Source organism: Polynucleobacter sp. AP-Nickl1-40-C4 (assembly GCF_035012665.1).
In the GTDB taxonomy this organism is placed as follows: Bacteria; Pseudomonadota; Gammaproteobacteria; order Burkholderiales; family Burkholderiaceae; genus Polynucleobacter.
Genome location: NZ_JAYGQR010000002.1, coordinates 382,041 through 404,222 on the forward strand (window position 1 = coordinate 382,041; position 22,182 = coordinate 404,222).

The following is a 22,182-nucleotide window of genomic DNA, read 5'->3' on the forward strand; positions in this document are numbered from 1 at the left end:
GAATATTTCTAAACAGTTAAAACAATTTTGCCAACGTGCTCGGATGACTCCATCAATGCATGAGCATCTGCCGCTTGATCTAGCGTAAACGTTTTATAAATGACTGGCTTCAGTTTGCCAGCATTGAGCAAAGGCCAAACATTTTCAAAAAGCTGCTTGGTAATTTGCTTCTTAAATGAAACTGGGCGTGGACGTAAGGTTGAACCGGTAATGTTTAGGCGACGACGCAAAATCTGATTGGTACTCACTTCTGCTTTTGATCCACCTTGGATAGCAATAATCACAATGCGACCATCATCAGCGAGACAGTCAATTTCTTTTTGCACATAAGCGCCAGTAACCATATCAAGAATGACGTTAACACCTTTGCCATCAGTGGCCTTCTTCACTTCTTCTACAAAATCTTGTGTCTTGTAATTGATGGCGAGATCAGCGCCCAATGCTACACATGCGGCACATTTTTCATCCGTACCAGCAGTCACAAATACTATATGGCCTAAGGCTTTAGCAATCAGGATTGCAGTCACGCCGATACCACTAGAGCCACCTTGAACCAATAATGTTTCGCCTTCGGCCAATTGACCCCGCATGAAGACGTTGCTCCATACGGTATAAAACGTTTCAGGCAAAGCTGCAGCTTCTTGGTCAGTAAACCCCTTAGGGTAAGGTAAGCACTGGGCTACAGGCGCAGTACACAAGTCAGCGTAACCACCACCTTGAACGAGTGCGCAAACCTTATCACCCAGCTTTAAGCCAAATATGTTGTCAGGATGAGCTAAATCACCGCCGACGATTTCACCGGCAACTTCAAGACCGGGAATATCAGATGCGCCAGCTGGAACCGGGTAATGCCCCTTACGCTGTAAAACGTCAGGTCGATTAATTCCAGCTGCCAGAACTTTGATCAAAATTTCACCAGTCCCAGCAGCAGGAGCTACTGGATCAGGGCGAGTAGTTGGCACCAGCATTTCTGGGGCGCCAAATTCTTTGATTTCAATAACACGCATAAATACTCCCGAGACTTCTTGCTTAGGCAGTTTCGTCAGAAGCAGGAGCTGCTTCAACAGCAACCTCGGCAGCGCCAGCTAAAGGAGCAATCGTGCCTCCTTCATCAGCCATCGCAGCTTTCAATGACAAACGTAAACGGCCACGCTCATCAGCAGCAAGCAATTTCACGCGAACCACTTGGCCTTCTGCCAAATAGTCTTTAACTTCTTTTACACGCTCATTAGAAATCTCAGAGATATGCAAGAGACCATCTTTACCAGGAAGAATGTTTACCAAAGCGCCGAATTCGAGCAACTTCACAACTGGGCCTTCGTAGATCTTACCTACTTCAGCTTCAGCGGTAATGCCTTCGATACGAGCTTTAGCTTCAGCCATACCTTCAGCGGAAGTAGAAGCAATTGTTACAGTGCCATCATCTTTGATGTCGATGCTGCAGCCAGTTTCTTTGGTCAAGGCTTGAATTGTTGCGCCGCCTTTACCGATTACTTCACGAATCTTGTCTGGATGGATTTTGAAAGAAACCATACGTGGAGCATGAGCTGACAATTCTGTACGAACTGAACCCATTGCTTCTTGCATTTTGCTCAAGATGTGCAAACGGCCTTCTTTAGCTTGCGCTAAAGCCACTTGCATAATTTCTTTAGTAATACCTTGAACTTTAATGTCCATCTGGAGTGCAGTAATACCGTTAGCAGTACCCGCTACTTTGAAGTCCATATCGCCCAAGTGATCTTCATCACCCAAGATGTCAGTCAACACAGCAAAACGGTTGCCGTCGAGAATCAAGCCCATTGCTACACCAGCAACGTGTGCTTTAACTGGAACACCAGCATCCATCATTGCTAAACAGCCGCCGCAAACAGAAGCCATTGAAGATGAACCATTGGACTCAGTAATCTCTGAAACAACACGGATGCTGTATGCAAAATCTTCAGCACTTGGCAATACTGGAATCAATGCGCGCTTAGCTAAACGGCCGTGACCAATTTCACGACGCTTTGGGCTACCTACACGACCTGTTTCGCCAGTAGCGAACGGAGGCATGTTGTAGTGGAACATGAAACGATCACGGTACTCACCTTCAAGCGCATCAATGATTTGCTCGTCACGTGCAGTACCTAAAGTAGCTACAACAAGAGCTTGTGTTTCACCACGAGTAAACAATGCAGAACCGTGTGTACGTGGCAATACGCCGTTACGAATTTCAATCGGACGCACAGTACGTGTATCGCGACCATCGATACGTGGCTCACCGTTCAAAATCTGGCTACGAACAATCTTCGCTTCGATTTCAAACAAGATATCGTTAACAGCTACTGCGTCAACATCACCCTCTTCTTGTAACTTAGCAACCACTTCTTTAGTAATTTCTTTGAGCTTGTCTGAACGAGCCCCTTTTTGACGAATCTGATAAGCCTCGCGCAATGGCGCTTCAGCCAATGCAGTTACCTTAGCGATGAATGGCTCATCTTTAGGTGCTGCAGTCCAATCCCACTCTGGTTTACCAGCTTCACGTACCAAATCATTGATTGCGTTGATGGCTGTTTGCATTTGGTCATGACCATATACAACAGCACCCAACATCACTTCTTCAGATAATTGGTTTGCTTCAGACTCAACCATCAATACAGCAGCCTGTGTACCAGCTACGATCAAATCGAGTTCGCTAGTGGCTTGCTCTGTACGAGTTGGGTTCAAGAGGTATTGACCATTAGCGTAACCAACGCGTGCTGCGCCAACTGGGCCAGCAAATGGGATGCCTGAAATAGCCAAAGCTGCAGAAGCCGCGATCAAAGCAGGAATATCAGAAGGAACATCAGGGTTGATAGACAACACATGAACCACTACTTGAACTTCATTCAAGAAGCCCTCTGGAAACAAAGGACGCAATGGACGGTCGATCAAGCGGGAGATCAATGTCTCACCTTCTGATGGACGACCTTCGCGACGGAAGAAGCCGCCGGGAATCTTACCTGCTGCGTATGTTTTTTCTAGGTAGTCAACAGTCAACGGGAAAAAAGACTGGCCTGGCTTTGCAGACTTAGAGGCTACTACTGTACCCATAACTACTGTGTCATCGACGTTAACAATAACAGCGCCACCGGATTGACGGGCGATCTCGCCTGTTTCCATTGTTACTTGATGGTTGCCCCATTGAAAACTTTTTACTGCTTTTTTAAACATTGTCATTCTGATCTTCTCCAAATTGTTCACGCAAAACTCACATGAGAGTTGCGCTTGTCGTGGGATAAAGCAGTGTCACGACAACACTGGAGCGATTTAAGATCACAAGGGATGCCATTCCAGGGAGACTCTGAATCAACTTTCAGAAGCTCATTGGAATGACACAATCCCCTACACAAATAATCTTGAAGCGCCCAAAAAAACATGCCATCTGCTTAAGACTGAATCCGCGAAGAAACAACCCTAAGATAGATGGCATTGCATACCGATAAGAATTACTTACGGAGACCTAATTTCTCAATCAATGCGCGATAGCGGTCCAAATCTTTGCCCTTGAGGTAATCCAAGAGGCGACGGCGACGTGAAACCATCTTCAACAAACCACGACGGCTGTGATGATCCTTAGCGTTAGCCTTGAAATGGGGGGTTAATTCATTGATGCGGGCTGTGAGCAATGAAACTTGAACTTCAGGGCTACCCGTATCGTTTGCGCTGCGCGCGTTATCTTTGACGATTTCCGCCGTTTTAATATCAGCAACTGCCATTTTTAATACTCCTTACTTGCGAACACTCGAGCTTTCACCCAGTCTGTGTCGTGCGTGATTAACAAAATAAAACAAAAAAGCTTTAAAAATCAAAGCCATCGAATTGTAGCAGAGCCGGCACGTATTTACCGGATTCCCCCGTGGAAGTTGTTATGCTGTAGGCTTATATTTAGGCAAATAAATACACTTTTCCCATATTAATCAATAACTTATAAAATATGCCCTTACTACATCGCTCACTTATTGGATTTCTCTGCCTCGGATTCGGACTTTTTCAGCCCGCCCATGCCCAGTTTGGATCCTTTTTTGGGCAAGATAAAACGGTTGCAGAGCAACGCCAGGACATTTTGATTAAAAACCAAGCAATTCTGAAGCAACTTTATGAGGCGCAGCCAAAAGCGAAGGATCTCATTGAAAAGTCAGTAGGTTATGCGACCTTTAGTAACTTCGGCATGAAAATTCTAATTGCAGGAGGCGGAACTGGTAGCGGCGTTGTGATTAACAAAGCAAACAAGAAGCCCGTCTACATGAATATGGCTGAAGTTCAGGCTGGCTTGGGCCTGGGCATTAAATCATTCCAAAATATTTTTGTATTTGAAACTGAAACGGCTATGAATGACTTTATTAACTCAGGCTGGACTTTCGGTGGCCAGGTAACCGCTGCTGCGAAATACGAAAAAGATGGCGGCGCATACCAGGATGCAACCGTAGTTGCCCCGGGAGTTTTAATGTACCAATTGACAGACTCTGGCATTGCCGCTGAAATCACCGGCAAAGGCACCAAGTACTATAAAAACACTGACTTAAATAAGTAAATCTCTTTGCAGATGACTCAATGATTAAGGAGTCATCTGTGCATTGAGCTTGGCCTGACTCGGATCATGCAATTTGTTCAAAGCAGATAAATAGGCTTTTGCAGAAGCAGCAATGATGTCTGGGTCTGTGCCTACGCCATTCACAATACGACCGCCTTTTGCCAAGCGTACTGTCACCTCACCTTGAGACTGCGTACCTGATGTAATGGCATTGACAGAATAGAGCAACTGCTCTGCCCCACTCTTCGCAATTTCTTCAATTGCATTCAAACTCGCATCTACTGGACCATTACCTACTGCTTCAGAGCACATCTCTTTATCACCCATGCGAAAAGTCACGCGAGATTTAGGGCGCTCGCCAGTTTCAGAGTGCTGGCTTAAGGAAATAAATTTATAGTGCTCACCCTCTTCTGCAGCAGCAGAATCAGACATGATTGCAATAATATCTTCATCAAATATCTCAGACTTTTGGTCAGCCAATGATTTAAATCTGGCGAAGGCTTCATTCAATTCAGCCTCGGCTTCAACGGTGATTCCCAATTCTTGCAAGCGCTGCTTAAAGGCATTCCGGCCAGATAACTTACCCAAAACAATCTTATTAGCAGACCAACCCACATCTTCTGCGCGCATGATTTCATAGGTGTCGCGGTTCTTCAAAATACCGTCTTGATGAATGCCTGAAGTATGCGCAAAGGCGTTGGCACCAACGACCGCCTTGTTAGGTTGGACCACAAAGCCGGTGATCTGAGATACCAATTTAGATGCTGGAACAATTTGTGTTGCATCAATGCCGCACACCATATCAAAGTAGTCTTTACGTGTGCGCAAAGCCATCACAATTTCTTCTAAAGCGGTATTACCTGCACGCTCGCCTAAGCCGTTAATCGTACACTCAATTTGACGCGCTCCGCCAATCTTTACACCCGCCAAGGAATTGGCAACTGCCATTCCCAAGTCGTTATGGCAATGCACTGACCAGACCGCTTTATCGGAGTTGGGCACGCGGGTTCGCAAAGTCTTAATAAATTCTCCATACAACTCAGGAGTGGCATAACCTACGGTATCAGGAATATTGATAGTAGATGCACCTTCGTTAATAACCGCCTCAACTACTCTGCACAAGAAATCCATTTCAGAGCGATAACCATCTTCAGCTGAAAACTCAATATCTGAGGCCAAGTTACGTGCAAAACGAATGGAGCGTTTAGCCTGTTCTAAAACTTCTTCTGGAGACATGCGTAATTTAACGGCCATATGCAATGGACTTGTTGCCAAGAATGCATGTATACGTTTTGCATTTGCCGCTTGCAATGCATCGGCAGCTCGTGTGATGTCCTTGTCGTTAGCTCTAGCCAACGAACAAACAATAGAATCCTTAACAGCGGCCGCAACCGCTGATATAGCTTGGAAGTCACCCTCCGAGCTAGCAGCAAAACCTGCCTCGATCACATCTACTTTAAGACGCTCTAATTGACGCGCAATGCGTACTTTTTCATCTTTAGTCATGGATGCACCCGGCGATTGCTCACCATCACGCAAGGTGGTATCAAATACGATTACTTTGTCGATCATCACTACTCTCCGGTTTTAAACACTTTTTTACTTCTTCAGATAACTTAATCTCATAAAACAAAAACCCCAGCAATTAGCTGGGGCTGGTATGTGGTGGTTAATGAATCTGGTTTATCTCATTAACTCAGGCCTTACCCGCCCCAAGCTTTAGGCTTAGTGCTAGCGGAAGGAGGCTAGATAAAGGTGAGAAATTCATCAACATGGAATTAATATACCCCAAAAATAGGGAATTAGCCAAAACGTTTACCGCTGAGACGCTCCCAAGCCCAAATTACATAGCCAGAGATGGAATAAATCACGAATAAACCAAACAGCGTTAATGGCGGGTTTGAGGATATTAAGACAAAAGTCAAGATCATTAAAACCATCACACCAAATGGCACGCGGTAACGGACATCCAAGGCCTTACCACTATAAAAGCGAGCATTAGAAACCATAGTCAGTCCGGCATAGACGGCGATAAAGAAGGTAATCCAAGGGATTGCTGTATCGCGAACTGGAATCTTATTATCATCAGCCAACCAAATAAAGCCGGCCATTAATGCACCTGCAGCCGGACTAGGCAGTCCTTGAAAAAACTTCTTATCCACTACGCCCGTATTCACATTAAAGCGGGCTAAACGCAAGGCAGCACCAGCACAGTATGTGAATGCTGCTAACCACCCCCATTTACCCAAATCTTTTAATGCCCATTCATAAGCGACCAATGCAGGCGCAACCCCAAACGAGACCATATCAGCAAGAGAATCGTACTGCTCACCGAAAGCGCTTTGAGTGTTGGTCATACGGGCCACACGCCCATCCATGCCGTCCAATACCATTGAAGCGAAGATGGCAATTGCCGCAATCTCAAACTGGTGATTCATTGCGTTCACAATGGCATAAAAGCCACAAAACAAAGCTGCGGTTGTAAAAGCATTTGGAAGAAGATAGATGCCTTTGCTGCGTAAGCGGGGCTTTTGAGGATGCAACTCCTCTACTTCGTAATCAATACCATCACCTAAGTCTTCAGCCCATTGATCTTGTGAAGAAGTAAGACGTTTCTGAGAGAGGCGGCTACGGTCAATACGGCCACGACGGCGAAATGTAGTCAAAGAATATCCCAGTGAATAATATTTCGAATCAATCCAAACCAGGCAAACGAGCCAAGGCTGTATTTGTTGCAAATACTTTATCACCAACGCTCACTAGCGGCTCTGCAGTCAGTGGCAAATAAATGTCTACTCGTGAACCAAAGCGAATAAATCCGTAGCGCTCACCTGCTTTGAGGCGATCGCCAACATGAATGTAGCAAAGAATACGGCGGGCAATTAAGCCAGCAACCTGGACCAAAGTAACTACTTGACCATTGGCATCGATAACAACGGCATTTCGCTCGTTCTCGGTAGATGCTTTATCCAAATCTGCATTCACAAATTTACCGGGGAAGTATTGAATCTCTTTCACCAAGCCATTTACCGCGCTACGATTAGAGTGCACGTTAAATACGTTCATGAATACGCTGATTTTGAGCGCTTCACGACCAGCATACGGATCATTAGTTTTTTCAACGACAACAATCCGTCCATCCGCCGGAGATAAAACAAGATCGCGACCTAAAGCAGGAATACGCTGTGGGTCACGAAAGAACTGCAGAACAAAGAAAAAAATGATCCAAAGAGGCCATGACCAAGCTATCCCACCTAAATAGTGAACTAGCAAAGTTAATGCCCCCACTAACGCTAAATACGGCCAACCTTCTTTCGCAATAATGGGGTGCGGATACATCATCTTTGTTCTGAGCCTTTTATTGAACTGCTATTAGTAGATGCTTAGCTTTTAGCTTAGTTCTTAGTCTGGTCAACCAACTTATTCTTAGCAATCCAAGGCATCATGGCGCGCAATTTAGCACCAACAACTTCGATGTCATGTTCTGCGTTCAAACGACGACGTGAAATCAAAGTAGGCGCACCTGCTTTGTTTTCCAAGATAAAGCTCTTAGCGTACTCACCGGTCTGAATATCTTTCAAGCACTGACGCATTGCATTCTTAGTGTCTTCAGTCACAACACGTGGGCCAGTAACGTACTCACCGTACTCAGCATTGTTAGAGATGGAATAGTTCATATTGGCAATACCACCTTCGTAGATCAAGTCAACAATCAACTTGAGCTCATGCAAGCACTCGAAGTAAGCCATTTCAGGAGCATAACCAGCCTCAACCAAAGTTTCAAAACCGGCTTTGATCAATTCAACCGCACCGCCACAAAGAACAGCCTGCTCACCGAACAAGTCAGTTTCAGTTTCTTCGCGGAAGTTAGTCTCAATGATGCCAGCACGACCGCCGCCGTTTGCAGTTGCGTATGACAAAGCAACATCACGAGCGGAGCCAGACTTATCTTGATAAACAGCGATCAAATGAGGAACACCGCCACCTTGAGCGTATGTGCCGCGAACTGTATGACCAGGAGCCTTAGGGGCAATCATGATCACATCTAAGTCAGCACGTGGCTGCACTTGACCGTAGTGAACGTTAAATCCATGAGCAAACGCCAATGCAGCTCCCTGCTTGATGTTGCCGTGAACTTCTTTGCTGTAAACATCAGCAATTTGCTCATCGGGCAAGAGCATCATGACTACGTCTGCGTCTTTAACTGCTTCACCAACTTCTTTTACTGTCAAGCCAGCATTCGCAGCCTTACTCCAGGAAGCGCCATCTTTACGCAAACCAACAGTAACGTTACAGCCGGAATCCTTCAGATTCAATGCGTGTGCGTGACCCTGTGAACCATAACCAATGATGGTGACTTTCTTGCCCTTAATGAGGGACAAATCAGCGTCTTTATCGTAAAAAACTTTCATGCTCTTTCCTTGTATTGAAAATGTAATTAATGCAGTAATCAGTTAAAAAAAATTAAACCTTGAGGATGCGTTCACCGCGACCAATTCCAGAACCGCCCGAACGGACAGTTTCGAGAATCGAAGCGCGATCAATCGAATCAATAAAGGCATCCAACTTGGCACCATCACCCGTTAACTCAATGGTGTAACTCTTGTCAGTCACATCAATGATGCGACCGCGGAAGATATCGGTAGTACGTTTGAGCTCCTCGCGCTCTTTACCAACAGCGCGCACTTTAATCATCATGAGCTCACGCTCAATATGTGGACCTTCACTTAAATCAAATACCTTCACCACTTCAACCAAACGGTTTAAGTGCTTAGTAATTTGCTCAATGACGTCATCAGAACCAAATGTGACGATCGTCATGCGAGATAAAGATGGGTCTTCAGTAGGCGCAACACTCAAAGTGTCAATGTTGTAACCGCGCGCAGAAAATAAACCCACTACACGCGATAAGGCACCCGGCTCGTTCTCAATGAGTACAGAAATAATATGTCGCATTAGAGATCCTCGCTACCCAAAAGCATTTCAGTAATACCCTTGCCTGCTTGAACCATAGGCCAAACGTTTTCTTCTGGGTCAGTCTGGAAATCCATAAACACCGTACGATCTTTTAAGCGAATTGCCTCTTTAAGCGCACCCTCAACATCGGATTTTTTCTCGATACGCATACCAACGTGACCATAGGCCTCTGCCAACTTCACAAAGTCAGGCAAAGAATCCATGTATGAGCTGGAATAACGTTTGTTATAGGTGAGCTCTTGCCACTGGCGAACCATACCTAAGTAACGGTTGTTCAAGGATACGATCTTGACAGGAGTGTTGTATTGCTTGCAGGTAGAGAGCTCTTGAATACACATCTGAATAGAGCCTTCACCAGTAATGGCGAATACATCCTTATCCGGAAATGCTTTCTTGATACCCATGGCATAAGGCAATCCTACGCCCATGGTACCCAGACCACCTGAGTTAATCCAACGACGCGGCTGATCAAACTTATAGAACTGTGCTGCCCACATTTGATGTTGACCTACGTCTGAGGTAATAAATGCATCACCACCAGTGAGCTCCCACAGCTTTTGAACCACATACTGCGGCTTCACAATTTGTGAGGCTTCGTCGTACTTTAAACAATCTTTTTTACGCCACTCATTAATCTGATCCCACCAAGCAGCAACTTTGTCACCATTCTTGCGTGGGCCAGCAGCTTTCAATTGCGCAGTCATCTCTACCAATACTTCTTTGAGATTGCCAACAATAGGAACATCCACTTTGACACGCTTCGAGATAACGGAAGGATCAATATCAATATGAATAATCTTGCGCGGATGACTTGCAAAGTGTTGTGTATTACCGATCACGCGGTCATCAAAACGAGCGCCAATGGCAATCAACACATCACTGTGTTGCATCGCCATATTGGCTTCATAAGTGCCGTGCATGCCGAGCATACCCAAGAACTGAGGACTTGTGCCAGGGAAACCACCCAAGCCCATCAAGGTATTGGTAACTGGATAACCGAGTAAGTCGGCAAACTCTTTGAGCTCTGGAGCAGCATCAGAAAGGATTACGCCACCACCGGTATAGATGTATGGACGCTCTGCCTCTTGCAGTAACGCCACCGCTTTACGAATCTGACCGCTGTGACCCTTTACAACAGGGTTGTAGGAGCGCATTTCCAGAGTCTCTGGATAGACAAATGGTCCTTTAGCTGCAGATACGTCCTTCGGAATATCAATCAATACAGGACCAGGGCGACCTGTCTGTGCAATGTGGAAAGCCTTCTTCAGAACCAATGGAAGATCTTTAACATCTTTCACAAGGAAGTTGTGCTTCACTACTGGGCGAGTAATACCAACGGTATCAGCCTCTTGGAAAGCATCTTCACCAATCGCGTACGTTGGCACGTTACCGCTGATGATCACCATTGGGATCGAATCCGTATAGGCGGTTGCTATTCCGGTCACCGCATTGGTAACACCAGGACCAGAGGTAACTAGTGCAACGCCAACCTTACCAGTTGCACGCGCATAACCATCGGCAGCATGAACTGCTGCTTGCTCATGGCGAACCAAAATATGTTCGAACTTATCTTGTTTAAAAATTTCATCATAGATAAAGAGAACGGACCCGCCTGGGTAACCCCAGACAAATTCAACACCCTCTTTGTGCAGGGCATGCACGAGCATTTCAGCACCAATCATTTCTGGAGGCGCTTCTACGAGATTTGTATTTGTTGTGTCTTTGTTAGCTTTAGTAGCTAAAAATTCGGCGCTGCTTGTATTCATTTTCTTTCGTCCTTTGCAATTTTCGGCAAAAAATTGTTTGGTCTGTTCTATCTCTTGCTTTTGGCCTGAGTTCGAACGGCGCTGCTACCGGAAAAAACCACTTCTTGAATGAGATTCTAGGTAGTAAGCCCTATATTCTATAGCAATCCCCTAAAATGACTCAATTCTTACAGATTCAGGTCTAATCCATTGCATGGCATCAGCCCAAGAACTATCCGACTTTCTCAGTAGTGTTGAGCAGCGTGCTTTTAAGCAGGCGGTCTACGCCGTGCGTGATGACGATGCTGCGATGGATATCGTGCAAGATGCCATGATCAAATTAGCCGAGAAATACGGTGATAGACCAGCAGGAGAACTTCCCCTGGTATTCACCAGAATTCTGCAAAATCGCATTCATGATTGGTTTAGAAGGCAAAAGGTTAGAAATACCTGGGTCACCTTGTTTTCCAACATGGGCAAAAAGACCGATGAAAGCGATGATTTTGACCCTTTGGAGTCCCTTTCAGCCCCTGATGACAGTGAAATTCACCAAGATGGGGCTCAAAAGCTTGAAAAAAGTCAGCTTTTACAGGCCCTTGAGTCAGAAATATCTAAATTGCCTGTACGTCAACGAGAAGCCTTCCTGATGCGTTATTGGGATGAGCTAAGCATTACTGAGACGGCCAAAGCAATGAGTTGTAGCGAAGGAAGCGTCAAAACGCACTGTTCTAGAGCCACCCAGACATTAGCTAAAGCATTGAAATTAAAAGGAATTACGCTGTGAAACACTTTGATGACCAATTTACCCAGACCCAAGTCGACCAATTTGGCCAGGCTAGCGCTGCCCTGCTTCGTCAAGGTACTCAGAGCATTCCCAAGCATCTGAAAGATCGCCTATATGCAGCACGTATGAAGGCCCTTTCTGTTAGAAAACCTGAAAAAATCCGCATTCAGAAGCAAGTATTAGCTGGTTCGTCGCGTAATTTGACCTCTGGATCTAATGGCCTTTGGGATAGCGTTGGCTGGATTGCTCCGCTAGTAGTCCTTGTATTTGGCCTGATTGGCATTGCCCAATGGCAAGATGATTCTCGTATTAATGACATCGCCGAAGTGGATGCCGCTCTTTTGTCTGATGATGTGCCTCCTGATGCATATGCAGACAGTGGATTTATGGCCTTCCTCAAAAACGGCCCTCTCTCCGAATCTGATAGCCAATCCGACTTATTACGCAGCAAATAATCTTGCCTCGTTTGATGTCTATGAGAACTAGAACAGGTCAAGTTTTTTGCGCTGCCCTGTTGGCATTTTTCTGCGCCGCCCAGGTGAGTCCAGCACTAGCACAAGGAGCGCCTAGCGCTCCACATGGAAAGGCTACGGCCATTCCTGAAAAGAAACCTGATGGCACTTGGGATGGTTTAAAGCCAGCGCAACAGAAAATTCTTGCACCCCTAGAAAGCGACTGGGATTACATGCTGCCTGATAGTCGCAAAAAATGGATTCAGGTAGCTAACATTTACCCTAAGATGAGCGCACAAGATCAAGAGCGCCTTCAGTCTCGCATGACAAGCTGGTCCAATCTTTCGCAGAAGGATCGTCGCATTGCTCGGGAAAACTACCTCACCAGCCTCAAATTCCCTGCAGAGAAAAAAGCGGAGGCATGGTATGCCTACCAAAAACTGAGTGATGAGCAAAAGAAAAAGTTGGCTGAATCTGAGCTCAAGAAAAAGCCTACTGCCGCCAATGCCCCAACACTTCAGCAACATCCTATTTCACCTAAGGCTGCTCTTCCCGCCGCCGTCATTGCTCCGAGCGCACCTGCGCCAGCAGATGGTGCCGGTTCTAATGCAGAAGCCGGCTCCCCTTATTAAGCGGTCGCATGACACCTGCTGAATTAGACGCCTTACCCTCACCTCAATTTTGGCGACGAGTGTCTTGCTGCCTCTATGAACAGCTTGTATTGCTTGGCGTCATTGCCTTTACTTTTCTAGTCCCTAATCTGGGCTTAGGTATGCTATTTGGCATCTCATTACCCAGCTGGCTAACATTTTTATATCTCTATGCTGTACTGGGGATTTATTTTGTTTGGTACTGGACTAAATCTGGTCAAACTCTCGCCATGCAAACATGGCGGGTTCGCCTTGTTGGGCGCGGCGGTTTCAATCTCACTAAACAACAAGCCTTTTGGCGTTATGTCTATGGTTCGCTCTGGCTTATTCCTTGCATGCTATTGCAATGGGCATTTCATTTGGAGAGATGGCAAATTATTGAAATGCTATTCACTGTAGCCTTGTTAATTTGGCCACTCAGCATCTATTTAGATCGTCAGAGTTTTCTATATCGACAAAGCCTTCCAGACCGCTTCGCTGGCACACGATTGGTTGAGCTCCCCAAAAACCTCGTTACCTTGAATTAAGAGCTGCGTCTTGATTTTCTAACTCAAGCTTCTCGTAAACATTCCACTGCAGTTGCCTTCTGAATTCTTCTCTGAAAGCGATATCCAGAAGCAAGGCAAGCGCTAATTCCAAATGCGACACCCATGAATAAGGCCCCTCCAAAGGCATTAAATGGAACCTCCATCACGAAATAGCCTAAAGCCCAAGCTGCAGCACCAGAGGCTACGCCTGCTAGCAACCCTGCTATCAAGCCAATCATGACTAATTCAATATTCGCAATCTGAGCTAAGGTATTTCGAGAGGCTCCCAAAGCCTTTAATAGGGCTGCATTTTTGTAACGCTCATCTTGAGTAGCTGCGATCGCTGACATTAAAACCAAGAACGCTGCTGCAATCGTAAATGCCAATAGCAAAGCCAATACTGAGGAAAGCTTATTCAATATTTCCTGTATTTGTTGCAGCGAGGCTGAAACATCCACAATAGTTAAATTAGGATAGGCCTGGCTTAGATCAAAATCCAAAGATTCTTGTTTGGGCGATTGGTAGTAAGAGGTAATCCAAGATTGCGGAAATGATTGCAACTGAGCAGGCGGCATGATCACGAAAAAGTTCACGCGCATCGATCCCCAGTCAAGCTTTCGCAAAGAAGTAATTGGGGCAACAATTTTTTCTCCGGCAACCTCAAAGGTTAACTGATCGCCCAATTTCAATTTCAAGGTTTTGGCGATGCCAGCTTCCATGGAAATCTGGGGCGCATCGCCCTCAATCCACTTACCCGTTAGGATTTGATTACCTGATGGCAATTGATCTGTATAGGATAAATTGAACTCTCGATCGATTAAACGCTTTGCATTTTCTTCTACGTAGTCGTTAGGCGTGATGTCTTTGCCATTCACCTCAATCAAGCGGCCACGTACCATTGGATAAAACTGCGGAGCCGAAACGCCTGCATTCTGAAGAGACTCTGTAAGCCCCCGCTTCTGATCGCCTTGAACATTAATCATGAAGCGATTAGGCGCATCACTCGGTATATTGCCTTGCCAGGCGCTTAAGAAATCAGCTCGCAAGAGCAGTACCAATAAGAGCGCCATCAAAGCAATACCGAGCGCTGTAATTTGCACCACTGCAAGACCTGTTCTTCTGCCTTGAGCAAGAATAACAAATCCTAGAGAAAAACCTTGGGTGCGTATCCTGCAAAGAAACTTTAAGATACCCCAAGATACAGAGGCAAAAATCAGAATAGCAAGCCCAAAACTTAGGCATGTCCATAACGCTAGCTTCCAATCGCGTGCCGCAAGCATGATCAATATCACCGCCGCAGTTAATCCACATAGAGCAGTCCAAATAGTAGGGATGCCGAGGCCATCAAATTCTTTTCTAATCAATCTGATTGGGGATACCTTTACCAAACTGAACATTGCCGGGCCAGCAAAACCAAACAATAAAAACCAGGCCACCAGCACACTCCAAAGAACTGGCCCAAAAGAGACGGGGGGCAATTCTGTTAAGACTAGATTACCCAAAAGAAGAGTTAATACATATTGGCCAAGGTAACCCAAAATAGAGCCCATCAATGCGGCTATGAAGCCAAGCGCTAAAAGAGTCTGCCCTTGTTGCCTAAGGATCATGGTGGAGCTGGCTCCAAGGCATTTCAGAACAGCACAGGTATTTGCCTGTTTGCGGGTATAGCGATGAGCCGATAAAGCAATGGCAACCGCAGATACCATCGCAGTTAATAAAGCAATCAAGGAGAGAAAACGATCTGCGCGTTCAAGTGTTTTGCGCATCAAGGGTTGTGCATTCTCTAAAGTTTCAATGCGAACACCCTTAATGCTCTCGGATTCAATATATTGACTTGCCCATTCACTATAAGAATGGATTTGCTTATCAGAACCTGCCAATAACAATCGATAGGTCACCCTGCTACCAAGGCCGATGAGACCGGTCTCACTGAGATCAGCGATTGACATCATGACTCGAGGGGCAAAGTTCATGAACCCTGCCCCACGATCGAGTTCGCGCTCTAAAATTCCACCGATCACAAAGACTTTTTGACCAAGCTGAATCGAATCACCTTCCTTTGCATGCAAGCTCGCCAACATTGCAGGATCAACCCAAACAGATCCTTGGGCGGGCCCAGTACTGAATGCCTTGTCTTGGGCCTTGGATTGAACCTGCAAAGCGCCACGCAAAGGATATTGAGGGCTTACCGCCTTAAGTGAAGCGAGTTTGCTATGTGAGCCCACAGTTGCCATGCTCGGAAACACGATCGTCTGAGCTAGCTGTAGGCCCCTGCTCTTTGCCTCATCTAAAAAGAGATTGGGTAAAGGCTGGTCAGAAACGATCAGCAAGTCCGAAGCTAAGAGTTGGCGGGCATCGAATGCAAAAGCCCTTTGCATTCGATCTGCTAAAAAAGTGACACTAGATAACGCTGTTACCGAAAGAGTTAAGGCAACGAATAGCCAAGCTAACTCGCTTGAACGTAAATCACGTCTCAAACCACCCAAGAAACGAAGTAATGATTTAATCAAATTGCCTGTATTTGCCCGCCATCAATACGCATGACGGTACCAGTAATGAATGATGCATTTTGGCTGGCTAAAAATGCAGCGGCATCGCCATACTCCTTGGGATCGCCATATCTACCCATTGGAATTTGTCTTAAGCTAGCTTTAACAACATCTTCATAGCTGGTGCCTTCCCGCTTTGCGCGCGCTTCATCTAACTGACGCAGACGAGCTGTTGCAATTCTTCCAGGCATGATGACGTTAACAGTAATACCTTCAGCAGCTACTTCTGCAGCCAATGTTTTAGACCACGCCAGCAATGCCGCGCGTAAGGTATTGGAAATGGCTAGATTTTTAATCGGCGCAATTGCGCCTGAAGTGGTGCTGGTAATAATGCGGCCCCACTTGCGCTCGCGCATGCCGGGCAATACACGATCTGTAATGGCAATGAGCGATAAAACCATATCGTTAAAACTCTTTTGCCAGAGCGCGGGATCTTGACCGGCTGCTGGTGTTGGCGGTGGTCCACCAGTGTTATTAATCAGAATATCGATGGGGCCAAGCTCCTGCTCCACTTTTGATACCAAGCTATCAATCACAGAAGAATCGGATAGATCCCAATTCAGTGCCAAAGCCTGTCCGCCTTCCGCCTCTATCAATCTTACGGATTCACTCAAACCCTCAGCATTTCTACCGGTAACGGCTACCTTTACGCCCTCTTTAGCCAATGACACAGCCATTGCCTGACCCAAGCCACGGCTAGACGCCATGACCAATGCAACCTTACCTTTTAATCCTAAGTCCATCTCGTCTCCAAAAACTGATTTTTATATTTTTAATCTAACTGCAATTTCTGCTTGGCAACTACCTCTTTGTAAACGGTGTACTCGGCTTTAATTTCTTTTGTAAACGCCTCAGAACCATTCACATTGATGATTGAGCCAGTATCTTCAATACGCTTCTTAACCGCAGGATCGGTCACTACTTTTTGTAAAGCAGCCGTATATTTATCTACGATATCTTTTGGCATTCCTGCGGGTCCCAATAGACCGTAATAAGCCATCCGATTAACTGGCGCTAAACCCACTTCAGCAAAAGTAGGTACATTCGGTAATTGAGCCAAGCGCTTAGGTGCAGCCACCACAATCGGCACTAGCTTACCGTCTTTAATGAAAGGTAAGGACGATGGCAAGTTGTCAAAGATCATCGAAACCTGACCGCCCACTGTATCGGCCAATGCGGGACCAGCTCCACGATAAGGAATGTGCACAATAAATACCCCAGTCAAACTCTTAAAAAGTTCAGTTTGAAGGTGGCCAATACCACCAGTGCCAGAGCTAGAATAAGAATATTTTCCAGGGTTAGCCTTCAAAACCTGCATAAAAGTTTTGAAATCCTTTGCCGGGAATGATGGATTTACTGCAACGATATTTGGTGTCGCAGCAATATTGCTGATGGCCGTGAAGTCCGTAACAGGATCGTAGCCAATCTTTGGATTAATCGCTGGATTGGCTGCTGTGGTGGAAACGGTAGCCATACCAATGGTGTAACCATCTTTTGGTGAGCGCATCACTTCCAACGCGCCAATAGAACCACCACCGCCCGCTTTATTCTCGACAATCACCGGTTGACCTAACTGACGACCCAAAGCATCACCAACGGCTCGTGCAATGATGTCTGTACTTCCACCGGGTGCAAATGGAACGATTAAGCGAATAGGCTTATTAGGGAAAGTTTCTGCTTGGACCGCAGTAAGTGAACTTACGGCAATCAGTAATGTTGCGCCAACGAATTTAATAATACTTACTGAAGTGGATTTCATAAAGTTACTGACCTAAAGGTTTTGGTAAATTGCCGGCGTATTTATAAAGTTGCGCCTCGTACTCCTGGAAAATCTGAGCCAGTGCTTCTTGCAGGCCCAATACCAGCGCTTCAGGAGTATTGTCCTTAAGGGCTACTCGCTTAGTGTAGCGGTTTGCACCAATCAAGGGATTAACTTTGCCAGCACTAGTAGCGCTCAAGAAAAACTCCACGCTCACTACCGCCTCTGGTTGCTTACGATAATCACCATAAAACTCCTCTACAGTTGCCTGTAAATAATAGTAAGGAAAGAGGCTATTACTTTGACCTACTGTTGAGGAGAAAATATTCGCCTTATTCATCCACTGGCGCTCAGCATTGCCAATCATTTCAGCAGGAATAGTTGTGTAGACGTTATAAAAATCCTTTTCATAACGTTGATCGCCAGTACGGTAGACCAAAGATCTGCCATCAAAGGGTGGCGTAACCGATACAGAACCCATCTTCAACCAAATATCTGTGCGAGCTTGACGCGGTGCCGCAGTTCTATCTGGGGACACCATCCAGGTAGTCGGCCCTACTGGTGGCCTCGTGGGAAAGGTACATGAGGCCAACCCTAAGATGGCAAAGGTAAATAAAATACGCTTCATCATTTCTGAGCTCCAGACTGACCTGCGCTACTAGTGGGTGTAATTTTCTTTGGCGGATCACTCCAGATGAGGCTTGATGGCGATTGGCTGGCAATACGGCTAAATTCGTTCAAGTTCTCGCTTGCCTGCTTAATATTTTCTATCGTCAAAACAGTGTCACCCTGCACACTCGTAATAGTTTGGCGCAAAGAAGAGGTGGCCGCCACTAATTCACGCATCAGAACACCAAGCTCTTCTTTATCGGTTGCTTTAGTAATGCGAGCCATGATGACGTTTAACTGCTTAACGGATTCAATAACGCCTTCATTACCTTTGCCATCTCCTGCCATCAGCACATTAAGATTACCTAGCAAGGCATCCAATTTTTTCTGTGTGCCATCAATATTCATATCGTTGAGAGCGCCAATCAGCCTTTGAATGCCCGAAATAATTTCATCCGCTTGGTTTGGCATAGATGGGATTACTGGATACTCGGGCTTCCAAGAAAAAGGGAGGGCGGGAGTATCGGATGCATGAGCAATAAAATCAAACTCAACGTAATTTACCCCCGTAATACCCATAGATTTGATGCGAGCTCGCAAATTATTTTTTACAAACTCGCTAATTTGATCTTGATTTACTTTGTCACCAAAAATTTGCATTCTGACGACAACATACTGACGGCGATCATGAAAAGGCAAATCTCTTTCGTAAATATCACCAGATAGGCCAATCGATGTGACCTGACCAATCTTAACCCCACGAAACCGTACAGCCGCCCCTGCATCCAAGCCTGTTACAGACTGCTTGATATAGGTTTCGACCATAAATGATTTTTGGAAGAATTTGCCTCCGCCGAAAATGAGGATCACAGCAATCAGTACACCAATTGCGGCGAGCACAAAAGCGCCTAAGCGAAAATAATTGGGATTTGAGTTATTACTCATGCTGCGTCCTTACTCATAATACGATTGAAGAATTGATGCACCCGTGGATCTTTACTGGTATCGCGCAATACTTTTGGATCTCCCTCAGCGATGATTCCCTTAGCACCTTTGTCTAGCATGATCACTTTGTCAGCAATGGCATAAATGCTAGCAAGCTCATGGGATACGATGACAAAGGTAATTCCTAGGTTTTTTGATAAATCCTGAATCGTGCTATCGAGATCGGCAGACGTAATAGGATCCAAGCCGGCAGATGGCTCATCTAAGAATAATATTTTGGGATCCAGCGCCATGGCACGAGCGATCGCCGCCCTTTTTTGCATACCACCACTAATTTCACTGGGCATATAAGACTCATAAGGCAACAGACCGACTAAATCTAGCTTACAGCGCGCCAGTAAATCCATTTGCGCTTGTGTTAGCTGTGTGTATTCCTGCATAAACAAAGTCACGTTATCGAGCAAATTCATGGAACCAAATAAGGCGCCTTGTTGATACATGACGCCAAAGCTTGTCATGATCTTCTGGCGCTCTGCTCCAACTGCGGTAGTGATGTTTTGTCCTTCAATCAGAACATCGCCAGACAGGGGCTGATAGAGGCCGAACAAGTTTTTTAATAAACTGGATTTGCCACAACCCGAGCCACCCAGAATCACAAAAATTTCACCGTAATTCACCGTGAAATTCAGATTTTGCATCAGGATGTTAGAGCCATAACCTACGGTGAGGTTTTGAACATCAATCGCGCATTGAGATTTGCTTGGCGTATCCATCAGAAACCTGTCTTATAGGAAATGAAGGCAAAAATACCATCGACCAACACAATCAAAACAATGCTGCTAACTACTGCACGCGTTGCTGAAATACCAACTGCAGCCGCACCATTTCCGGTTTGCATGCCACGCAGGCAACCAACCGCTGAGACAACTACGCCAAAAAGAGTTGCTTTAATTAAACCTGAACCAATATCTTCGATATCTACAGCCGAGAGCATGCCGTTGTAGAAGTTAATAAATGGAATGCCGTAGATCAACATCGTCAACATTGAGGAAAAAATACTGACGATGTCAGCAAACAAAGTCAAAATAGGCGCAACCAAAATACCGGCCAGAACACGTGGCACAACTAAAAAACGAATTGGACTTAAGCCGCCAGATACCAGCGCATCTACCTCGCTATTGACAGTCATCGTGCCAATCTCGGCAGCAAAGGCTGCTGAGGAACGCCCTGCTAACAAAATGGCGGTAATTAATGGGCCCATTTCTCGCACAATACCCAAGGCCGCCAGCGGACCAACAAAAGATACTGCGCCAAACTGCTGCATGCCAATAGCAGCCTGGAAAGAAAGAATGACGCCAATCAAAAACGCCACCAACCCAACGATGGGCAATGCTGCAATACCCGCCTGCACTGCAGCATTTACAAAATCACCCCAGCGCACTTGCTTGGGGTAACGAATAGACCAAGCTAAATCAGCCGCAAGATGTCCAGTAAATGAAATTAATCCAACAGCATCATCAATTAAATTTTGGGTTGCCATTCCTGTGCTGACCACAAAACTTCTTTTGGGCTTTACAACTGGAACTGGAAATAAATTACCGATCGGATTGAATTCAGTTAGTAAAGGTTCATAGCGAGGATTTAAGCCCACGACATCAAACTTTGCACCCGCTGTTGTTTGCGCCTCTTCAATCCCAATCAGAAATGCGATACCAGCCCCATCCAGAAAAGTGACTTTGCTTGCATCAAAAGTTAAGGACTTACTTTTGCCATCACCCTGCTTGAGCCACACATCTTGAGAATCACGGATTTGAGTCCAAACACCGCCCAAGGAATAGACGTTCACATTGCCACTCATTAGTACTTTGGCATTATTAGCATCTACCTGCGACCAAACAGCCACTGGGGTGTCAGAAACGGCAGAAATGGTGTCAGAAGTGCTCATAAGCAGACTATAAGGTATCTCTGTGAAAGGGCTGAGAAAAGCCTAAAAAGAGAAAGGGCCTAGTTTTTCAACTAGGCCCTTATGTAGGTTGGTGCGGCTGGCAGGAATTGAACCCACGACCCCTTGGTTCGTAGCCAAGTACTCTATCCAGCTGAGCTACAGCCGCAACAGCCATAATTATGCCATGGAAGAGAAGAACTACATCACCCCCGCTGGTCACGAACGCATTAAGACCGAGCTCCTTCAGCTCTTAAACCTTGATAGACCGGAGGTTGTCAAGGTTGTGCACTGGGCTGCCAGCAATGGCGATCGATCTGAAAATGGGGACTATATCTACGGGAAAAAGCGTTTAAGGGAGATAGATAGACGCATCCGCTTCCTTAATAAACGCCTAGAATTTGCCGTGGTTGTCGATAATTCTGCTCGAAAATCAGGAGAAAATGACTCTGAGCAGGTGTTCTTTGGGGCTACTGTGACCTACGCAACCCTGGAAGGACCCGAAGCCAACAAGAAGACCTTCATCACAATTGTGGGCGTTGATGAGGTTGACCTCGATAAAGGGCATGTCAGTTGGGTCTCACCTATAGCCAAGGCCTTAATCAAGTCTCGGATCGGAGACTGTGTTTTTATACAAACACCCACCGGCCCCGCTGAAATTGAAATCTTAGACGTTCAATACTTGTAAAAC

General features: G+C 45.8%; 22 protein-coding genes and 1 tRNA gene. 6 read left to right on the forward strand and 17 right to left on the reverse strand.

The features are described 5' to 3' along the window. Window positions 1–8 precede the first annotated feature (8 nt). The 3 genes from VC182_RS04285 to rpsO all read right to left on the reverse strand — a co-directional run bounded on the left by VC182_RS04285 (window position 9) and on the right by rpsO (window position 3,737). Window positions 9–1,007 carry an NAD(P)H-quinone oxidoreductase gene (locus tag VC182_RS04285; RefSeq protein ID WP_323484600.1) on the reverse strand — a complete coding sequence of 333 codons (999 nt, stop codon included), beginning with the start codon at window positions 1,005–1,007 and terminating at the stop codon, window positions 9–11. A 22-nt stretch (window positions 1,008–1,029) separates the two neighbouring features. Next, complete coding sequence (gene pnp, locus VC182_RS04290) at window positions 1,030–3,198, reverse strand: polyribonucleotide nucleotidyltransferase (protein WP_072582494.1); 2,169 nt, start codon at window positions 3,196–3,198, stop codon at window positions 1,030–1,032. Between the two features lie 269 nt (window positions 3,199–3,467). Beyond that, window positions 3,468–3,737, reverse strand: a complete 270-nt coding sequence (gene rpsO / locus VC182_RS04295) for a 30S ribosomal protein S15 (RefSeq protein ID WP_011902897.1) — start codon at window positions 3,735–3,737, stop codon at window positions 3,468–3,470. Between the two features lie 218 nt (window positions 3,738–3,955). Here rpsO and VC182_RS04300 point away from each other — a divergent pair, with 218 nt between their 5' ends. Beyond that, the gene (locus VC182_RS04300) at window positions 3,956–4,552 is read left to right on the forward strand and encodes a YSC84-related protein (protein ID WP_323484601.1); all 597 of its coding nucleotides are present in this window, start codon (window positions 3,956–3,958) and stop codon (window positions 4,550–4,552) included. Between the two features lie 24 nt (window positions 4,553–4,576). On the opposite strand, the gene VC182_RS04305 is transcribed toward VC182_RS04300, so the two are convergent. The 6 genes from VC182_RS04305 to VC182_RS04330 form a co-directional block, all read right to left on the reverse strand. Further along, the gene (locus VC182_RS04305; protein WP_323484602.1) at window positions 4,577–6,124 is read right to left on the reverse strand and encodes a 2-isopropylmalate synthase; all 1,548 of its coding nucleotides are present in this window, start codon (window positions 6,122–6,124) and stop codon (window positions 4,577–4,579) included. 230 nt (window positions 6,125–6,354) lie between these two features. Further along, a complete protein-coding gene (gene pssA, locus VC182_RS04310) occupies window positions 6,355–7,218 on the reverse strand; it encodes a CDP-diacylglycerol--serine O-phosphatidyltransferase (RefSeq protein WP_216121133.1) in 864 nt (287 codons plus the stop codon). A 28-nt stretch (window positions 7,219–7,246) separates the two neighbouring features. Next, on the reverse strand, window positions 7,247–7,894 hold the full coding sequence (locus VC182_RS04315) for a phosphatidylserine decarboxylase (protein ID WP_215356902.1): 648 nt from the start codon (window positions 7,892–7,894) through the stop codon (window positions 7,247–7,249). Between the two features lie 53 nt (window positions 7,895–7,947). Beyond that, entirely contained in the window at window positions 7,948–8,964 is a 1,017-nt protein-coding gene (gene ilvC, locus VC182_RS04320; RefSeq protein WP_046329933.1) for a ketol-acid reductoisomerase, read from the reverse strand. A 52-nt stretch (window positions 8,965–9,016) separates the two neighbouring features. Then, entirely contained in the window at window positions 9,017–9,508 is a 492-nt protein-coding gene (ilvN, locus tag VC182_RS04325) for an acetolactate synthase small subunit (RefSeq protein ID WP_011902903.1), read from the reverse strand. Continuing rightward, window positions 9,508–11,295, reverse strand: coding sequence for an acetolactate synthase 3 catalytic subunit (locus VC182_RS04330; protein WP_072582500.1), 1,788 nt, complete (start codon window positions 11,293–11,295; stop codon window positions 9,508–9,510). Before VC182_RS04330 ends, ilvN begins: the two co-directional genes overlap by 1 nt. A gap of 193 nt (window positions 11,296–11,488) precedes the next feature. Between VC182_RS04330 and VC182_RS04335 the strand changes: the two genes are divergently transcribed. Genes VC182_RS04335 through VC182_RS04350 form a run of 4 tightly spaced genes read left to right on the forward strand, consistent with a single transcriptional unit; the run spans window position 11,489 to window position 13,687 of the window. After that, window positions 11,489–12,058, forward strand: a complete 570-nt coding sequence (locus tag VC182_RS04335) for an RNA polymerase sigma factor (protein WP_072582501.1) — start codon at window positions 11,489–11,491, stop codon at window positions 12,056–12,058. Continuing rightward, window positions 12,055–12,513: a DUF3619 family protein gene (locus tag VC182_RS04340; protein WP_072582502.1), complete on the forward strand. Its 459-nt coding sequence runs from the start codon at window positions 12,055–12,057 to the stop codon at window positions 12,511–12,513. Before VC182_RS04335 ends, VC182_RS04340 begins: the two co-directional genes overlap by 4 nt. A gap of 14 nt (window positions 12,514–12,527) precedes the next feature. Beyond that, a complete protein-coding gene (locus VC182_RS04345) occupies window positions 12,528–13,142 on the forward strand; it encodes a DUF3106 domain-containing protein (protein ID WP_072582503.1) in 615 nt (204 codons plus the stop codon). An 8-nt stretch (window positions 13,143–13,150) separates the two neighbouring features. After that, window positions 13,151–13,687: an RDD family protein gene (locus VC182_RS04350; RefSeq protein ID WP_216121141.1), complete on the forward strand. Its 537-nt coding sequence runs from the start codon at window positions 13,151–13,153 to the stop codon at window positions 13,685–13,687. Between the two features lie 23 nt (window positions 13,688–13,710). Here the strand turns inward: VC182_RS04350 and VC182_RS04355 are convergent, their stop codons facing one another. The 8 genes from VC182_RS04355 to VC182_RS04390 all read right to left on the reverse strand — a co-directional run bounded on the left by VC182_RS04355 (window position 13,711) and on the right by VC182_RS04390 (window position 21,660). Next, complete coding sequence (locus VC182_RS04355) at window positions 13,711–16,197, reverse strand: ABC transporter permease (RefSeq protein WP_323484603.1); 2,487 nt, start codon at window positions 16,195–16,197, stop codon at window positions 13,711–13,713. Next, entirely contained in the window at window positions 16,194–16,979 is a 786-nt protein-coding gene (locus VC182_RS04360) for an SDR family oxidoreductase (protein WP_323484604.1), read from the reverse strand. The genes VC182_RS04355 and VC182_RS04360 overlap by 4 nt, the downstream gene beginning before the upstream one ends. Window positions 16,980–17,008: 29 nt before the next feature. Continuing rightward, window positions 17,009–17,995 (reverse strand): tripartite tricarboxylate transporter substrate binding protein BugE, encoded by a 987-nt coding sequence (locus tag VC182_RS04365; RefSeq protein WP_216121146.1) that lies wholly within the window; start codon window positions 17,993–17,995, stop codon window positions 17,009–17,011. A gap of 4 nt (window positions 17,996–17,999) precedes the next feature. After that, window positions 18,000–18,536: a PqiC family protein gene (locus tag VC182_RS04370; protein WP_323484605.1), complete on the reverse strand. Its 537-nt coding sequence runs from the start codon at window positions 18,534–18,536 to the stop codon at window positions 18,000–18,002. Between the two features lie 86 nt (window positions 18,537–18,622). Continuing rightward, window positions 18,623–19,549: an MlaD family protein gene (locus VC182_RS04375; RefSeq protein ID WP_323484606.1), complete on the reverse strand. Its 927-nt coding sequence runs from the start codon at window positions 19,547–19,549 to the stop codon at window positions 18,623–18,625. Next, window positions 19,546–20,322, reverse strand: coding sequence for an ABC transporter ATP-binding protein (locus VC182_RS04380; protein ID WP_216241864.1), 777 nt, complete (start codon window positions 20,320–20,322; stop codon window positions 19,546–19,548). The genes VC182_RS04375 and VC182_RS04380 overlap by 4 nt, the downstream gene beginning before the upstream one ends. Beyond that, window positions 20,322–21,494 carry an ABC transporter permease gene (locus VC182_RS04385; RefSeq protein WP_323484607.1) on the reverse strand — a complete coding sequence of 391 codons (1,173 nt, stop codon included), beginning with the start codon at window positions 21,492–21,494 and terminating at the stop codon, window positions 20,322–20,324. The genes VC182_RS04380 and VC182_RS04385 overlap by 1 nt, the downstream gene beginning before the upstream one ends. A gap of 89 nt (window positions 21,495–21,583) precedes the next feature. Continuing rightward, window positions 21,584–21,660, reverse strand: a tRNA-Arg gene (locus tag VC182_RS04390). 18 nt (window positions 21,661–21,678) lie between these two features. Between VC182_RS04390 and greB the strand changes: the two genes are divergently transcribed. Next, window positions 21,679–22,179, forward strand: a complete 501-nt coding sequence (greB, locus tag VC182_RS04395; protein WP_072582514.1) for a transcription elongation factor GreB — start codon at window positions 21,679–21,681, stop codon at window positions 22,177–22,179. Window positions 22,180–22,182: the final 3 nt, after the last annotated feature.

Coding starts and splice junctions, on each gene's coding strand:
- greB (WP_072582514.1), top strand. CDS start 21,679: ATGGAAGAGAAGAACTACATCACCCCCGCTGGTCACGAACGCATTAAG.
- VC182_RS04285 (WP_323484600.1), bottom strand. CDS start 1,007: ATGCGTGTTATTGAAATCAAAGAATTTGGCGCCCCAGAAATGCTGGTG.
- VC182_RS04305 (WP_323484602.1), bottom strand. CDS start 6,124: ATGATCGACAAAGTAATCGTATTTGATACCACCTTGCGTGATGGTGAG.
- ilvN (WP_011902903.1), bottom strand. CDS start 9,508: ATGCGACATATTATTTCTGTACTCATTGAGAACGAGCCGGGTGCCTTA.
- VC182_RS04300 (WP_323484601.1), top strand. CDS start 3,956: ATGCCCTTACTACATCGCTCACTTATTGGATTTCTCTGCCTCGGATTC.
- pnp (WP_072582494.1), bottom strand. CDS start 3,198: ATGACAATGTTTAAAAAAGCAGTAAAAAGTTTTCAATGGGGCAACCAT.
- VC182_RS04385 (WP_323484607.1), bottom strand. CDS start 21,494: ATGAGCACTTCTGACACCATTTCTGCCGTTTCTGACACCCCAGTGGCT.
- rpsO (WP_011902897.1), bottom strand. CDS start 3,737: ATGGCAGTTGCTGATATTAAAACGGCGGAAATCGTCAAAGATAACGCG.
- VC182_RS04345 (WP_072582503.1), top strand. CDS start 12,528: ATGTCTATGAGAACTAGAACAGGTCAAGTTTTTTGCGCTGCCCTGTTG.
- ilvC (WP_046329933.1), bottom strand. CDS start 8,964: ATGAAAGTTTTTTACGATAAAGACGCTGATTTGTCCCTCATTAAGGGC.
- VC182_RS04315 (WP_215356902.1), bottom strand. CDS start 7,894: ATGATGTATCCGCACCCCATTATTGCGAAAGAAGGTTGGCCGTATTTA.
- VC182_RS04370 (WP_323484605.1), bottom strand. CDS start 18,536: ATGGTGTCCCCAGATAGAACTGCGGCACCGCGTCAAGCTCGCACAGAT.
- VC182_RS04350 (WP_216121141.1), top strand. CDS start 13,151: ATGACACCTGCTGAATTAGACGCCTTACCCTCACCTCAATTTTGGCGA.
- VC182_RS04330 (WP_072582500.1), bottom strand. CDS start 11,295: ATGAATACAAGCAGCGCCGAATTTTTAGCTACTAAAGCTAACAAAGAC.
- VC182_RS04365 (WP_216121146.1), bottom strand. CDS start 17,995: ATGAAATCCACTTCAGTAAGTATTATTAAATTCGTTGGCGCAACATTA.
- VC182_RS04335 (WP_072582501.1), top strand. CDS start 11,489: ATGGCATCAGCCCAAGAACTATCCGACTTTCTCAGTAGTGTTGAGCAG.
- VC182_RS04380 (WP_216241864.1), bottom strand. CDS start 20,322: ATGGATACGCCAAGCAAATCTCAATGCGCGATTGATGTTCAAAACCTC.
- VC182_RS04375 (WP_323484606.1), bottom strand. CDS start 19,549: ATGAGTAATAACTCAAATCCCAATTATTTTCGCTTAGGCGCTTTTGTG.
- VC182_RS04360 (WP_323484604.1), bottom strand. CDS start 16,979: ATGGACTTAGGATTAAAAGGTAAGGTTGCATTGGTCATGGCGTCTAGC.